Origin of the sequence: Enterococcus sp. DIV0756 (assembly GCF_051710745.1) — a bacterium.
Taxonomy (GTDB): domain Bacteria; phylum Bacillota; class Bacilli; order Lactobacillales; family Enterococcaceae; genus Enterococcus_A.
The window spans coordinates 648506-664113 of sequence record NZ_JBIOLF010000001.1 but is presented as its reverse complement, the minus strand read 5'-3'; the positions used below and the strand labels follow the sequence as shown (position 1 = coordinate 664113).

Annotated in this window: 13 protein-coding genes; all 13 read right to left on the bottom strand. The window is 41.3% G+C overall.

Going from position 1 to position 15608, the window contains the following annotated elements; all coding sequences use genetic code 11:
- Nucleotides 1-7: 7 nt before the first annotated feature.
- The 13 genes from IGI44_RS03140 to IGI44_RS03080 all read right to left on the bottom strand — a co-directional run bounded on the left by IGI44_RS03140 (nucleotide 8) and on the right by IGI44_RS03080 (nucleotide 15403).
- Nucleotides 8-328: a PTS sugar transporter subunit IIB gene (locus IGI44_RS03140; RefSeq protein WP_438786348.1), complete on the bottom strand. Its 321-nt coding sequence runs from the start codon at nucleotides 326-328 to the stop codon at nucleotides 8-10.
- A 92-nt stretch (nucleotides 329-420) separates the two neighbouring features.
- Nucleotides 421-1851, bottom strand: coding sequence for a 6-phospho-beta-glucosidase (locus IGI44_RS03135; RefSeq protein ID WP_438786346.1), 1431 nt, complete (start codon nucleotides 1849-1851; stop codon nucleotides 421-423).
- A gap of 25 nt (nucleotides 1852-1876) precedes the next feature.
- Nucleotides 1877-3232 carry a PTS sugar transporter subunit IIC gene (locus IGI44_RS03130; RefSeq protein WP_438786344.1) on the bottom strand — a complete coding sequence of 452 codons (1356 nt, stop codon included), beginning with the start codon at nucleotides 3230-3232 and terminating at the stop codon, nucleotides 1877-1879.
- A 471-nt stretch (nucleotides 3233-3703) separates the two neighbouring features.
- Nucleotides 3704-4462 carry a MurR/RpiR family transcriptional regulator gene (locus IGI44_RS03125; protein WP_438786343.1) on the bottom strand — a complete coding sequence of 253 codons (759 nt, stop codon included), beginning with the start codon at nucleotides 4460-4462 and terminating at the stop codon, nucleotides 3704-3706.
- Nucleotides 4463-4608: 146 nt separating this feature from the next.
- On the bottom strand, nucleotides 4609-5685 hold the full coding sequence (locus IGI44_RS03120; protein WP_438786342.1) for a hypothetical protein: 1077 nt from the start codon (nucleotides 5683-5685) through the stop codon (nucleotides 4609-4611).
- 15 nt (nucleotides 5686-5700) lie between these two features.
- Complete coding sequence (locus tag IGI44_RS03115; protein WP_438786341.1) at nucleotides 5701-5967, bottom strand: rRNA processing protein; 267 nt, start codon at nucleotides 5965-5967, stop codon at nucleotides 5701-5703.
- A 60-nt stretch (nucleotides 5968-6027) separates the two neighbouring features.
- Complete coding sequence (locus IGI44_RS03110; protein ID WP_438786340.1) at nucleotides 6028-7677, bottom strand: hypothetical protein; 1650 nt, start codon at nucleotides 7675-7677, stop codon at nucleotides 6028-6030.
- An 84-nt stretch (nucleotides 7678-7761) separates the two neighbouring features.
- Nucleotides 7762-8991 carry an MFS transporter gene (locus IGI44_RS03105; RefSeq protein WP_438786338.1) on the bottom strand — a complete coding sequence of 410 codons (1230 nt, stop codon included), beginning with the start codon at nucleotides 8989-8991 and terminating at the stop codon, nucleotides 7762-7764.
- Nucleotides 8992-9122: 131 nt separating this feature from the next.
- Nucleotides 9123-9779: a methionine ABC transporter permease gene (locus IGI44_RS03100; RefSeq protein ID WP_438786337.1), complete on the bottom strand. Its 657-nt coding sequence runs from the start codon at nucleotides 9777-9779 to the stop codon at nucleotides 9123-9125.
- Nucleotides 9772-10746, bottom strand: a complete 975-nt coding sequence (locus IGI44_RS03095) for a methionine ABC transporter ATP-binding protein (protein WP_438786336.1) — start codon at nucleotides 10744-10746, stop codon at nucleotides 9772-9774. Before IGI44_RS03095 ends, IGI44_RS03100 begins: the two co-directional genes overlap by 8 nt.
- 11 nt (nucleotides 10747-10757) lie before the next feature.
- Nucleotides 10758-11558, bottom strand: a complete 801-nt coding sequence (locus IGI44_RS03090) for a DUF169 domain-containing protein (protein ID WP_438786335.1) — start codon at nucleotides 11556-11558, stop codon at nucleotides 10758-10760.
- Nucleotides 11551-12363 (bottom strand): MetQ/NlpA family ABC transporter substrate-binding protein, encoded by an 813-nt coding sequence (locus tag IGI44_RS03085; RefSeq protein WP_438786334.1) that lies wholly within the window; start codon nucleotides 12361-12363, stop codon nucleotides 11551-11553. Before IGI44_RS03085 ends, IGI44_RS03090 begins: the two co-directional genes overlap by 8 nt.
- 328 nt (nucleotides 12364-12691) lie before the next feature.
- Nucleotides 12692-15403 (bottom strand): 5'-nucleotidase C-terminal domain-containing protein, encoded by a 2712-nt coding sequence (locus IGI44_RS03080; protein WP_438786333.1) that lies wholly within the window; start codon nucleotides 15401-15403, stop codon nucleotides 12692-12694.
- Between the last annotated feature and the right edge of the window lie 205 nt (nucleotides 15404-15608).

The window sequence follows — 15608 nt, the reverse complement described above, 5'->3', positions numbered from 1 at the left end:
CAATCACTTAGCTATTGATCATCGCCACTGCTTGACCTAGCACTTTTTCACCATTCATCATGCCATAATCTGTCATATTGATGACATCTACCGGGATACCTAGTGGCGCTAATTTCTCTTCGAATTGTTTTTGCATAAAACGAACTTGCGGACCTAATAGAACCGTATCAATTTTGCGTTGCTCTAATGTATTGGTTGACTCCGCTGCTGCAATCGCAAAGATATCTACATCAAGTCCTTGTGCTTCAGCTGCTTGTTGCATTTTAGTAACTAACATACTGGTGCTCATACCAGCGTTACAAACTAACATAATTGTTTTCTCACTCATGGTGTTTTCCCCCTGTTTCATCTTAAGGTACTAATTTATTAATGGGCTCTATTTTTCACCCATACACTTTTTCATTCATTAAAATCAAATTTCTACAGCGCTTCGCCATTACTTGCAATCACCTTTTGGAACCAATAGAAAGAATCTTTCTTACTGCGGTTTAAGGTGCCTTCACCATCGTTGTCTTTATCAACATAAATGAAGCCATAACGTTTTTTCATCTCGCCAGTTCCAGCAGAAACGAGATCAATGAAGCCCCAAGGTGTATAGCCCATCAAATCAATGCCATCGTATATAACTGCTTCTTGCATCGCCTCGATGTGTTCACGTAAATAGTCGATGCGGTATTCATCATGAATCTCCCCATCATCAGCAATTTCATCAACGGCGCCAAACCCATTTTCCACGATAAACAATGGCAATTCATAGCGATCGTTGAACCAGTTCATGGCATAACGCAACCCAGTCGGATCAATTTGCCAGCCCCAATCAGAAGCTTTTACATAAGGATTTTCAACTAAATCATTCGCTTCATCATAATCATATGCCGGTCCCTTATCATGATCTTTGATGGCAAAGGACATATAGTAACTAAAGCCGATATAATCAACCGTTCCTTTAGTCAGCTGCACTTCATCTTCTTGTGTGATATCCAAACCAAACTCTTTCCGATCAAAGTAAGTCTTCATATAGCTCGGGTAACGTCCCTTACAATGAACATCCGTGAACCAATAGCGACGTTGCATCGCCACCGTTGCGGCCATCATATCTGATGGACTGCAAGAATACGGATAAATTGGCACCATTGCGATCATACAGCCGATCTCAAAATCAGGATTGATCTTGTGACCGATTTCGATGGCTTTTGCACTGGCAACTAATTCATAATGAGCCGCCTGATACATGATCTTTTCACGGTCATCACCGGCTTCAAATTTCAGCCCTGAATTCGTAAATGGTGCAAAATCCTCTTGATAATTCGCTTGATTGTTGATTTCATTAAACGTCATCCAGTATTTGACCTTGTTTTGATAGCGTTCGAAACACACTTCAGCGAAGCGAGCAAAGAAATCAATCATTTTGCGATTGCGCCAACCGCCGTATTCAGTAACCAAGTGATACGGCATTTCGAAATGTGACAATGTAATCACAGGTTCAATGCCGTATTTCAGACATTCATCGAACAAATCATCATAAAACTGCAGACCTGCTTCATTAGGCTCCGCCTCATCTCCCTTGGGAAAAATCCGTGTCCAAGCAATCGAGGTACGGAAGCATTTTAACCCTAGCTCCGCAAACAGTCGCACATCTTCCTTATAACGCCCATAAAAATCAATCGCGTCATGGTTGGGATAGTTTTCACCCTCTAATACACCATTCGTAATTCGACGTGGTACACCATGCGCACCAACAGTCATGACATCTGCAACACTGACGCCCTTTCCGCCGTCTTGCCAACCGCCCTCTAGTTGATGGGCGGCAACTGCGCCGCCCCATAAAAAGTTCTCTTTAAAAATACTCATTGCTTTCCCTCTTCAATCTCTTCTGTTAAACCGTCGCTTGACCTTCGGCTTTTTTGTTTTCATTTGCTAGATCTTTTTCGATTTGCTCCATGCTTTCGCCTTGTTCTTGCAAGTAGTTCAATGAATCCACTTTACGAACAAATGGCAGATAGATGAAGAATCCGACCGCTAATACAACCGCTTGCAAGACCGCTGTTCTCCAGCCACCCACTAAGAATCCAGAGATAATTGGTGGGGTTGTCCAAGGTACTTGTACAGCCGTAAATAATGGTACTAGTCCTGAATATAGTGAGAAGTACGTAATTACGCCAGAAACCATTGGTGTTAAAATGAACGGCAAAGCCATAATTGGATTCATTACCACTGGTGTTGCAAATAAAATCGGTTCATTGATATTAAAGAATGCTGGTAGCAAAGCCAACCGCCCTAATTGCTTAAACTGAGCAGAACGAGCGAACATAACCATGTACATCACGATACCAATCGTCATCCCTGCCCCTGTTACTGTCATAAATTGATCTAAGAATTGTTGAGTAACAATATGTCCACCGTTTGCAACCGTTAGTTCTTTTCCTGCTTTTAAAATAGCTGTATTTTCCAATGAATTCGCTGTCAAGATCGGACCCATGATTCCGCCGACCAAGGTTGATCCGTGAACCCCGAAGAACCATAAGAATGGAACCAAGAAGCCTAACATCATTGCACCGCCAAAAGTATCTGTAACCCCTTGCATCGGACTTTGAATAACTTTATAGATTGATTCGACCACTGTTGTATTAAGAAATTTATCAAAGATCACATAGACAACTAACGCTACTGTTGTGATTACTGCCGCTGGAATCAACGCAGTAAATGAGTTCGCTACGTTTGCAGGTACTTGTTCAGGTAATTTGATCCGGATATCACGTTTCAAGAACCAAGAGTACGCCCAGCCGACAAATAGTCCGACTAGGATCGCACTGATCATTCCTTGACCGCCCGTCCAAGTCTTATCAATGACATTCGTTACAATCGCATTTGTTTCTGCATTTGTTGCACTAGACTTCATCGTCAATAGAAAGACTACAACCGCGATCATCCCAGCCGGCAATCCTTCAAAGCCTTCTTCTTTTACATAAGAATTCGCGATACCCATTACCGCAAAAATAGACATAATAGCAAATGACGCACCGAATGCTTCGTTAAAATAAACATCTAACCCACTACTGGCAACCCATTCAGAAACCGCAGGGATTGGAAAGTTTGCTAAAAGTAAGAATACTGATCCGACGATCGTAAAAGGCATGGTGTACAACATCCCATTACGTAGAGCTGTAATGGCTTTTGTATTTACAAATTTTAAAATAGGGGGTAATAATTTCTCATTAATAAAATTATTCATAAATGATTCTCCTCAAATAATATTTTTTGCTGCGATGGCCATTCGCGTTGTTGTATCCGTTTACAGTTTTATCATAAGGGATGATCCCGTTGAATGGAATACTTCTGGAACAGGCAGAAACATGTTCCAAAGAAAAAAACAATTTGTTTCTTTTTTGACGTTTTATTTGTTTTTTGAGCTGCTAAACATGCTGCCGAAGGGCGAAAAACAGCTGCCACACAACTGGCAGCTAGCTCGGTTTAAGGGGAAATATTTTCGTACGCATACCATTTTACGTCTCCACTACGTTACGCCTACAGTTTCTCTAAGCAAAGACCGCAAGGGAAACTAGCATAATCATGCTAAAGCATGAAGAAAAACTGGCAGCTAGCTCATTTTAGATGAAATCATTTTCGTACGCATACCATTTTTCTAGTCATGCTAAAGCATGAAGAAAAACTGGCAAAATAATAATGCTAAAGGCTGGTATAATCAGTCTTTAGCATTGTTTTCTCGTTGATATGCTTGATGGGCTAAAATTTCTAAAAGGGCAATGACTGGAACTTGTGTTGTCAGATTAATAAATTCTTCCGTTGGATCAGGGCCCGTGACCTCCGGCATATAATAGGAAATATTGAAATCTGCCATTTGCGCAATGGTTGAATGCTGATCATTCGTAATACTCAAAATCTTTGCTCCGTACCGTTTAAAGTTTTCTATTTGCTTAATAATCTCCGTTGTTTCACCAGAGACTGACAACGCAATCACTAAGGTCGTATCCAATCCCTTGGTAGGAACGGGAATGAACGGATCTGTAATCGCATATGCATTGAACAGCAAATTTGAGAAGTAACGCGCACCATAAGTGCCCAGCGTTCCGCTTGTGCCGATTCCTGAAAAGACAAGATGCTTACTGCTGAGAATCAAATCAACCGCCGGATCTAGTACCGTATGGTAGCCTTCATTGTTTACCTTTTTCAAAAAAGCATCAACATGAACGTTCGCATCATAAAAAGCCTCAAAGGATTGCCCTTGACGGGAAAGTTTTTCCTTCAGGGCATATTTAAATTCAGTATAGCCAGAAAAACCAAGCTTATTTAAGCAGCGTAAAATAGTAGAGGTAGAAACATGACAGCTTTCAGACAGATCCCGAATCGTCATTCCTCCTACCTGTTCCATATTTTCGATAATAAAGGTATAGACGATCAACTCCAATTCATTCAAATCCTTTACCTTTTGCGAATCGAACATCGATTTTCAGCTCCTAAAAATAATTGTTTTTTCATTTCTATTATCCCATAAAAAATAAAAATCACACAGTTTATTCAACGCTTTTTACGTTATTCGATTAAATCAGTAAAAAAATAAGGATTTGGTTCTGCTTAAGAACCAAATCCTCATTTTTTTTGCTTTCGCTTGATTGCTTTTTGGATGCCAACACGATAAACCTTGGGAATCGCTAGGAAAAAATTTTGCGAGAACTGGTATTGCTGGTATTTTTCAATGATGAAGCGAATCAAATCGGTATCATTGTACTTTTTTTGATGGAAAAGGATAAAGCTGCGGATTTTCCGTTCAGCGGTATTCTTATTCTTCAACGCTAGGAAAAACGACAATAGATCATCGAAATAACGCCCCTTCGCTTCCTCATCGTTTTCATTCCCATAACGCTCTAATCGAATAAAATCCGTCAGTTTTTGCCCCCAAAATTTCCGTTCTAAATAAATAGGTGCTTGAATATCCTGTTGAAAATCATCCAAATAAGCCTCAAAAACCCTCTTATCCGCTAAGAAATTTGTTTCCTGCCGATCAAAAACGGCCCGATCGACCTGATTGATTTCTGTGACGATACTCAAGTAATCACCAATAAACAGCGGCATTTGCGCTTCACGAAAACGGACGGCTCGTTCTGCCAGCTTGTGATTCAAAGAAAGCGGACGCCGCAGGGTGCTATTACGATAATAGGCAAAAACATAGCGTTGCCACAAATCTTCGGGAAATGGAATGTCTTTATCCGTCAACCATAACAATTCATCCAACGCTAAGTCCACATGAGCGACACCTTTTTTGATTTCTTCTGCAACTTGCTGCGAAATCCCTAAGTGATCTTTAAAATGCTGGATACCTAAACGAATTTCCTGCTGTCTAATTTTCGACTCAATCACAAATTGATATTTTAGCGGACGACCGCAAGCGCATTTCAGTTGGCTGTGAACACCTCGCTCGTACTCATCATCAATATTTAATGCGACAAATTCCCAATCAGATGTCTGTAAATACTGTTTTTGCAAAAATAGTGAGCGAACCTCATATTTTCTCTGCTGATTAACCAGAGCCTGCTGCGCCTTAGTCAGCTTTTCAAAAAGCATTTTGCGTTCAGCGCCTGAATAGGTGACATGACATTCTGTCGGATAATCACTCAACCCATAACTGCGAGGATACCAATGCGCATAGATTTCTAAATAATTGTCCATCTGTTCGTTTACTCGTTACTCCTTTGGATCAAGCTTTTCTTCGATCTCTTTAATAATCTTTTTCGCTTCGTCCTTTAGAGAAGTATGCGGCTCGTCTTCCTCTACCGCATTCGAACCAGAGCGAGCGATTTCCTTTTCCTCACCAGAGTTGCTGCCGGCTAACGCTTCCTGCTTATTTTCGGTTTCACTGGAGTTTGTTCCCGCCAGCGCAACATCTTCCTCCGTTTTTGGTGCCATTGAACCACGTAAACGATGCTCTTTTTCATTGTTGTAATTTGTCATTTTCTTCACCTCTTGTATTGTAAATTGTATTTTACCTGATCGCTTATCAGAAAGCCAAAGTTAACCTGTTTTCGTGAAAAATTGATAAAGACACCATAAGAATGTCCCAAACCAGCTTAAGGCGCAAAGGGCAAAAACTACTGCAATATAGCCGGGAGGATCGTAGCGAACGTGCACTGTATTTTTTCCGCTTTTTTGCTTGATTGTTGGGACGCCAATATTAGTTACAGCAGTTGGTGTAATCTCCTGGTTCCCCTCAATTATTTTTGTATTTTGATAAATAACTACTGGTAATTGAATCGGACCAGCTTGCTTACTTTGCCAAGAGAGCTCCAATTGATTATTTTTAACTACCTTCGAAACGCTTGTTTGACTTGCGAGAATTTGTTTTTCATAACTCTTATACTTATTTGTTGTATCGTTATGATAAATCGGCAAATAATCTGGACTAGATTTTTCTACTGCCTTTAAGGCTTTCTCTAAATCCGTTGAATAAAAGCTTTGTCGCGCAGTCGCTTCTGAGACGCGGACAAACGTATGCTTGCTCTCTAAAGTTTGACTGTTCCATTGATTCAATTCATGCGTAAGCAGCTGCAGATTTTGCCCGATGCTGAACACACTTAGAAAAAGCAATCCCCCAAAAAGAACTTTTTTCCCAGCTAAATCGTGGATTAAGGACGCGATAAAGAATAAAAACAAAACTGTAAATGGTGCAAAAAAACGAAAAGGGAATTGGATCAAAGTGATCAACGGCACTCGGTGTGCAACCAACCAATCCCACGGAACAAGACTCGTGGAAAGGAAAAAGAATATCCCACTGAAAATCAATAACTGCTTGGTAAAACGTTGAATTTTGCACCAATAGACCAAACCAAAAAGAAAAAAGAAAATCAATAATACTCGTAAAATTCCAGGCTGTTGCAGCCAATAGGCACCACCTAAATCAATGGCCTTTTCACTCATTTCTGAATTGATAAAGGGCATCTTCAATTGATCTCCCATATTGATTAAAAATAGACTAATCCAAACATTGATAGATAAACAAACATACAAAGCAATTGTTTTCGCTAATTTAAAGAGCGCGTTACCCCAACGTTTTCGTGCATAAACAATAAAAAAGGGGGCATAAATCAGCCCTAGCATCATGGCTGTTAAGGTATGAATTTGAGTCATCACCGCCATGCTCAAAGCAATTTTGACTACCGGAAAATGATCATTTTTTAGATCCACCAACGGGATTAAGCACAAGGGTAAAAGACTCGTACCCCAGCTTGTAAAGCCTTGATTCAATACCCAATAATTAATGCTGTAGGTAGTCATAAAAATGATTGCCGTTAAAAATGCCGTACTTTCCATGATTTTGTCGTAGGTTAGTAGTTTGAACAATGAACAGCCCGCCAATAAAGTAACCAAAAAATTGGAAAGGACCTGATAGCGAAACCAGCTGCCAGCAAGCAGAACCAACCCTCCCTGTAGATAAGAAAAAAGTGGCCCATAGACCGCATTGACGATGCGACCGGATTGCTGAAATCCGAAAAGTGAAATGAAATAACTGAAATTGCCTGTTTTAATCTGCTCCGCAGTCTCATAAAAACGATTGTAATGAAACAATGCGTCCGCCCCTAAAATCATTTTCTGTGTCCAAAGCTGCGGAACGACAAAAAGTCCAGCAATGAAAAGAATGAATACATAATAACGATAACGTTTCATAAACTGCCTCCGATTATCCTGTCGATCATTACACGTTTCACTCTATCCTATTTAAAAAGGAAAACGAAATAAAACGCCTATTCCCTATTCGGAAATAGACGTTTCTATTTTTCCAGTTTTCTCTACTGCAGACCAAACAATCAATGTGCCTGCTAGCGAAATCAACGCGCCCATCAACAGCATCGCCGATACCGATAAGAGACTTAGGATTTGTCCTCCGACGAATGCGCCGATAATTCCGCCAATCGAATTAGCTGTCGCCATCAATGTCTGTCCTTTGACCAAATCTTTTTGCGGAATGATCTGATTCGTGTAGTAAACCGAAGCCATCGTGTGCATCGCAAAGCCAAACATCTGTAGGCTTTGTCCCACATTAATCAGAAAAATATTGCCTGCAAACAAGATCAGCAACGCTTTAACAGAAAAGAAGAAAGCAGCAAAGCGCATCAGCGAATGAACCTTGAACCGGCGCAATAACCAAGAGAAGAAAAACATCGTCGGCAGCTCACTCAAAGCGGCAATTGATAGAGACGATCCGACATTTGATTCTGTCCCGCCTAAAGGCTGAACGATTTGATACATATAACTATTGGTGATTGTATGAAAAACAAATAGCAAAGATACACCAACGAGTAAAAACATGAAGCGCTTGTATTTCTTTGCGAATTCCAGCAATCCTATCGGTTCTCCCACGTGTGGCTCCTGAAGATGCTCAGGCACGATCGATTCCGAATATTTCCCGCCATCCTTACGCGTATCGATGGATAACGTTATCAATGCAAAGAAAAGAAAAATTCCAATTAAAAGAAATAAAATGATTGTCGCAGAAAATCGCTCAATCAAGACACCCGTTATCGCCGCCGCAACCGCAAAAGCTAAGGAACCCATTCCCCGCGCCACACCAAAATTCAAGGCATAGCCGCGACTGATAAAGAAGGTTCCAATGGCGATCGTTAACGGCTGCAAAAGGACCAAGCACGTATAAAGCAAAATATAAATGAATGCGATGATCAAAAATGCTTTTGGTAACACCAATAAAATACTCGAAAATAAGACCAGTAACAGGGACATCCCTGCCGCCAATTGCGACAAACGAATCCGAATCATTCGATCCGCAAAGGAGGCCAAGAAGGGCTGAAGAACGGTAGCAACTAGATTCGCTAGCGACAAAACCGTCCCAATCTGACCATTCGTGAAATCACGCGACAGCAAAAACACTGAAGTAAAGGTCCCCAATACCGAATACCCCATCCAGTACGGAACCTGCATACCAACATATTGTAGATTCAATTTGAGCTGATTCGACTTTTCCATGTTTCCTCCTAAAAAAGTTTCGTTCACTCATTATACCTGATAACCCTACTTACAGCTATCTCACCTTTGGCTGTCTTTCAATGAAAAAGACATAAAATCAGAGCACAAGTTTCCTCATGCTCTGATTACGTTTAATTTTTCGCTTTTTTATAACAAAAACTACCGATCCATTGAACAAGCTGAACAAAAACAATCAGCAAAACCACCGTGCTATACATGATCGTATTATCGAAATTTTGATAACCATAGGTAATTGCTACAGCACCCAAACCACCCGCACCAACCGTTCCAGCCATCGCGGTATAGCCTAAAACGGAGATGATCGCCAAGGTCAAGCTTGAGATCATGCTAGGAAACGCCTCTACCAGCATCACCTTGAAAATGATCTGCATATGGGTCGCGCCAATCGATTTTGCCGCATCTAACGTATAAGGATTAATCTCCAATAGATTATTTTCAAACAGCCGTGCCACATAGGGTGTCATCGCAAAGGTTAACGGCACGATCGCTGCTGAAGTCCCGATAGTCGTTCCTACAATGGCGCGAGTAAACGGCATAAGAGCGACCATCAAGATAATAAATGGAAACGAACGAATAATGTTCACGATAAAATCCAGTAGGCGATAAACTTTTGCGTTAGGTGCTAAGCCCTTTTTATTGGTAATCACTAGAACGACCGCCAAAGCAAAACCGATGATCGTCGCGATCAATGAAGAAACCAGTACCATGATGAGGGTACTGATTAAATTAGGCAACAACACCTGCGTGATCAAGACCGAATTACTCAACGCTCCTCACCTCCTGACAGCTGAAATGCCCTTGAGCTGCAAACCTCAATAGCTTCTCTACATCTTTAACAGGGACCGATAACAACAGTGTCGTCAAGGTCTCTGCTTTAAATTGTTCTGTTGTAGCTTTTAACAAATGCGGAGTCTCTATTTCTGCTCGTCGTAGCAAGGCAAAAAGATCCTCCTCCAAAGTGGTCACAATTTTGACGAATTGATGATTTGCTTCCAACTTACCAAAATCTGCCTGCTGCTCCCCCGTGATTGTTTGCAGCACCTCAGAATTATTCAGAAAGACTTGCTGAACCGTGTCTTCTTCCACAATTTTTCCCTGCTGTAAAATGGCGACCCGATCACAGATCTTTTTCACGACCTCCATTTGATGCGTCACGACAACAATCGTCAGTCCCATTTTCTGATTCAATTTCAACAGCAGATCCAAAATGCCATTGGTGATATTGGGATCAAGAGCTGAAGTTGCCTCATCACATAACAAAATCTCGGGATTCATGGTCAAGGCTCGGGCGATTGCCGCCCGCTGCTTCTGCCCACCAGATAATTGCTTTGGCTTCATTTGCGCTTTATCCGCAATTCCAACTTCTGCCAGCAATTCTTCTACCCGCGCTTTGATCGCTTCCTTAGAATAACCGCTGCATTCCAATGGCAGTGCGACATTTTTAAAAATCGTTTTTTGCTCGATCAAGGAATTTCCTTGAAAGATCATCCCGATTTTTTTCTTCATTTCTCGCAGTTGTTTTTCCGATAGCTGTTCCAACGCTTGCGTACCGATCTGTATACTGCCAGATTCACTCTGCTCCAAACCATTGATACAACGGAGCAGAGTTGATTTCCCTGCTCCGCTAATTCCTAAAATTCCCATGATGGAACCCGCAGGAATCGTTAGCGAAATATTTTCTAGAATGATTTGTTCGCCATAACTTTTATTAACCTGATCGATGACTATCTCCATCTACTCAACACCTAACGTTTCACGCCCTGATAAGCGCCTCTAAAATAATTGTCTCGCTTGCGAACATCATAAAAATCTGGGACCTCATCCGCCGCGAGTTTTTTGATGATTTTGCGTTTCTTTTCTAACAGCTCCATGGGATTCAGCGTTTTTTCAAGTCCTTCGACCATGCTTTCGAATTTCTCATAAGGAATCCCGACGCACAATTCTTCGTCTTTCCAACGCGCGACATAACGCGTCCCCGAGCACATCATCGAAATATTGATCAGTCCTGTTTCGTAAGGATACGAAGTCCCTTCCTGACAAATCGCCTGCATTCCGGTCATCTTGATATTCTTCGCTTGTCCGTTAAAATAAGCATTCCCCTGCAAGATTCGCATCGCGTTAAAGGGCGTCGTAATCACCAAGACCACATCTGGTGCACTTTGCCAAGCTTCAATAGGTTCGATCGCGATGCCAAAAGAAAGCTCTCGACAATAGACCATATCATCGGCGATTTCTTTACTGGTCTCGATATCCTTATACACACCCATGTTGGCATGCTTTTGACCGCTGGCACTATAGTCATCATTTTCGATGAGCCCTAACGCCACCGCAGAGGCCGGACAGCCAAAATTATCGATGGTCAGCTTTACACTGACACCCTCAGTCGCTTGCTGAATCGAGCGACAATAAGGAACCAATTTATTGGTTGAAGGCGCGTCATAGGCTTCAAAGTCCGCTTGCGTTCGGAGAAAACCAACCCCAACAACCTTGCGCTCCAGATCCAATAAATAATTCAATCGTTGCTCCAGCTCTTGGAATTTACTCATAGAAAGTAAACACTCCCTTGAAATGATCGTTGATCCCTTTCTTGCTCTCTTCTGTCGTAAAGGAATCATTGATCGCCTTCGCCCAATCCGTGTCTTTATTTTCCTTCTTAACAATCAAGCTGATCGGGAAATCCTTGGCATGCTGATCACGAATCAAGTAATCCTTGTAATCCTCACCTGAGTTAAACATAAAGGTAAAGAAGCAGGTCGCTGCATCTAAATCCTCTAAACTGCGAACCGTTTGCGCCTGTTCAATCTCTACAAATTTAAAATTTTTCGGATTATCAACGATATCCAAGGCCGTATAGCCTGATTTTTTCTCGTCACTCAATTTGATCAAGCCTGCGTCCTGCATCATCAACAGCGAGTTATCACGATTCATCGCATCATTCATAATGGCAATCTGCGCACCCTCAGGTAAGTCCTCAATCTTATCATATTTACTTGAATACAAGCCGATCCCCGTATAATAGACATGCGGCTTCATCATTGCCAGATCGCCGCCCTTTTGTTCATTAAAGGACTTCATGAAAGGCTCATGTTGTGCAAAAGACGCATCTACATTGCCATCTTGAACTGCCTGTAGCGCTTCAATATTATTTGAAAATACTACAAACTCAGGCTTGTAGCCTTCTGCTTCCATTGATTTTTTTGCCGCCTTCAGCGAGTTCTCAGATACTTGGTTACAGGCAATCTTGATATCCTTTTTCTCTTCTTTTTCCGTTGCCGCTTCCTTCTTCGATCCGCACGCTCCTAATACCAAAACTGCTGCTAACATCGCTAATCCAATTTTAAACTTCTTCATCGTCATTCCCCTTATCGTTTTTTTTGTACTAAATCATCGTATGTGTGTGAGCGCACAAAAAAGAAACATACTCAATTGTATGCTCCTCCGATCCAGCAGAAATAAACGTGAAAATCACACGGCAAAGAAAGGAGGGAAATTTTGCTTACTCACTAACTTAGAGACTCTAAGTTCATTTCTTACTCAAACTCATAGTCGATAAATAAACAAAATTTCCACCTCCCAAAAATTATAAGCGTTATCATAAAGAGTATATCCGAAAGAGAAACACTTCACAATGATTCCCGCAAAAAAACCGAATCCAAAACTGGACTCGGCTAGTATTCAATTATCTTCGTTTAAAGTAGATCAGACCACTTGTACCCAAAACAATCATTCCTAAAACAACAAAGATTGGTTGTTTTTCATCATTCGTTTTCGGATACACTTTTCCGTTTGATCTGTCGATCCAGGTTGTGCTGCTCGGTGTTTTTGTATCAACATTAGAGGCGACAATTCTGCCTAAGACCGTTTTTTCAAATACGACTTTTCCACCACTTGGACCTGTGACTGTAATCATCACCTTTTGATCCTTCTTCAAATCCAAGTCTTTGATATCCAGAATGACATTTCCTTTTTCATTTGATTTGCCTAATGCAAATTTTTCGCTTTTCTCAACTGCAAGATTGACTGTTGCATCTGCAATCGTCTTACCTGTCAACTCTGTATCGCCTTCGTAAAGATTCGCAAACTTCGTCATTTTTTTGATTTGCTCGGTTTCTTTTGCTGCGGCATCGCCTAAGACAGGGACTAAGAACTCTCCTTTACCGCCCTTCTCGCCGGTAATCATCAGATGCACCTGATCGCCTTCACGTAATCCTAATGCTTGCACATCAAGTTTAAATTCACCATCCGCGCCTGACTTTTGAGGAGCTGCTGTCGCTGCTTGGGCAGCCACTGGTTGAATGACGTTAGCCGTAGTCGTTTCTTCAACAGCTACTTCGACTGTCGCATTTGGAATGGTTTTGCCGGTTAGGTATTGATCTCCTTCATAGAGATCATCGACTTCGGTTTCAGAGTTGATCTTTTCTGCTTCTTCTTTAGCTGGATCAGTTGGCTCAGTAGCCGCTAACGTTTTCCGTCCTTCGATTGCTGCCGAAACCTTTTCACCATTGGCTTCTAAATCTTTGATATAGCCGATGAAGGTTTCCGTATCAGGATCTAAAGCCCCTGTTAGTTTAGCTTTCGTGAACTCAGTGAAGCCATCCCCACCACCGTATAAGAAATCATTGATGACCAACTTATAGGTCTTATCAGCTTCGATCGGTGTTCCATCTGCTTTTTTCATTTCTTTAACGATATATTGATGTTTCGCATCTGATGAATCTGAATTTTCGACAACTGTATAGTTTAAACCTGACACTTGAAGGAAGACCCCGCTCCCTCTAACATCATTCGGATCAAATTTAAAAGTTTGTTGGTTCAACACATTCTCGATTTGTTGGCCGGTCATCTCGACGACTTGCATGATATTTCCAAAAGGTTGGACTACTTGAGCTGCTCCCCAAGTAATCGAAGCGTCTGAATTCACCTTCAAATCATCACGAATCCCACCATTGTTCGTTATAGCAAAATCAACAGGTACACCATTTTTATTTGCCATATACACCTGTGCATCAGTCACAAGGTTTCCAACTGGTGATTCTCCTAATTCATTCACTGTTCGGGTAATGTCTTCTGGTTTTTCAGCAGTGCCGATCTTTTCTCCTGTTACAGGTGCCACACGCTTATCGGCATTTGTAACAATCTGTTCTATATTACTATCCTTTGCCACCCCTTTAGTCGGATCAACAGCGCTGACTGTTGCTTTCGGTGTTGTTACAAAATCCTTTTTCGCTGGATCATATTCCCCCTGCAAATCAATGTAGCCTTTTCCTTGTGACGTTGATTGAACGATTCGCGTCGTTCCTACTACACCATTTGTATAAACATGGTTATGTCCAGCAAAGAATGCATCCACGCTATTATTCGGATCTGCCTGATTAACTTTGTTCATGATCTCAGCCGTTTCCCCACTGACTGCTTCACCTGCCCCTTGCACAGATGGCGTATGACCAAGAACAACAATCGCGTTTACATCTTGATCAACAAGTTCCTTAGAATATTTGATGATTTCTTCCGCTGGATCACTGAATGTATAGTTTTTATGATGTTCTGCTAATACAAGATTAGGTACATCAGTAGTAATCACACCAATAAAACCAATGTTAATTGGTTCAGCATCTGTACCGACATTTTTAATCGTATACGGCTGCCATCCATAAGGTATCGAGCCATCCTTTTCATGTACATTCGCAATAACTAAATCAAAACCACCCTTTAACTCATCTTGAGAAAAGGCTTCATTGTAATCCTTCACGATCTGCAAAAAGTCAGAGTCAGCAGCTGGTTTCGCACCAGTCAGAATTCGATTGAATTCTCCCAGACCCTCATCAAATTCATGATTCCCCAGCGTTCCGACAGCAAAATTCATTTGATTTAAAATACGCATCGTCGGCTGATCCTGCAACAACCCTGAATTCGCGGGGCTTGCTCCGACCATATCGCCAGCTTGAACACGTAACGATTTTCCTTCATTGTTTTTTGCCTTAAAATCAGACTCGGCTTTGTTAAAGTAGCCTGCCAATAGTGCTGCTGAACCTGCATCAGAAACTTTATTACCAGCTGCGCTATAAGTCCCCGTTGTGCTTAATGCACCGTGAAAATCATTGATTCCCAACAATTGAATTGGAACAGTAGCCGTGCTTTTCTGTGCTTTAGCTGGTGTTGCGCTGCTCTCAACTGTCGCCTCAGCAGCCGAATCAGACTCCGTCACCTGATTACTAGTTCCATTGCTTGATTCACTGGTAGAATCATTAGTCATTTCACTGCTAACCTGAGTACTAGCTATTTCACTATTCATTGTTTCAACTGCCGCAACCCCCGATGGCAAGGTGAAACCTAAGACTGTAAATAATGTTATTGCACTTTTAATTAAACTTGAATTCCTCAAATAATTCATCCCCTTTTTTAGAAACGCTTACAAAGAAGATGGTAGCAATTATTCACGAAATATTCAAATATTTTTCGCATTTTCTTTTTATTTTTCATTAATTTGACATAAACAAAAAATATCATTATAAGAAGATAGACTTTTTCTAGTCTTCAGACTTCTTGAAACAGAGTTATCCGCTACCACATAGTGACTATAAAAAAGAAATCGATGC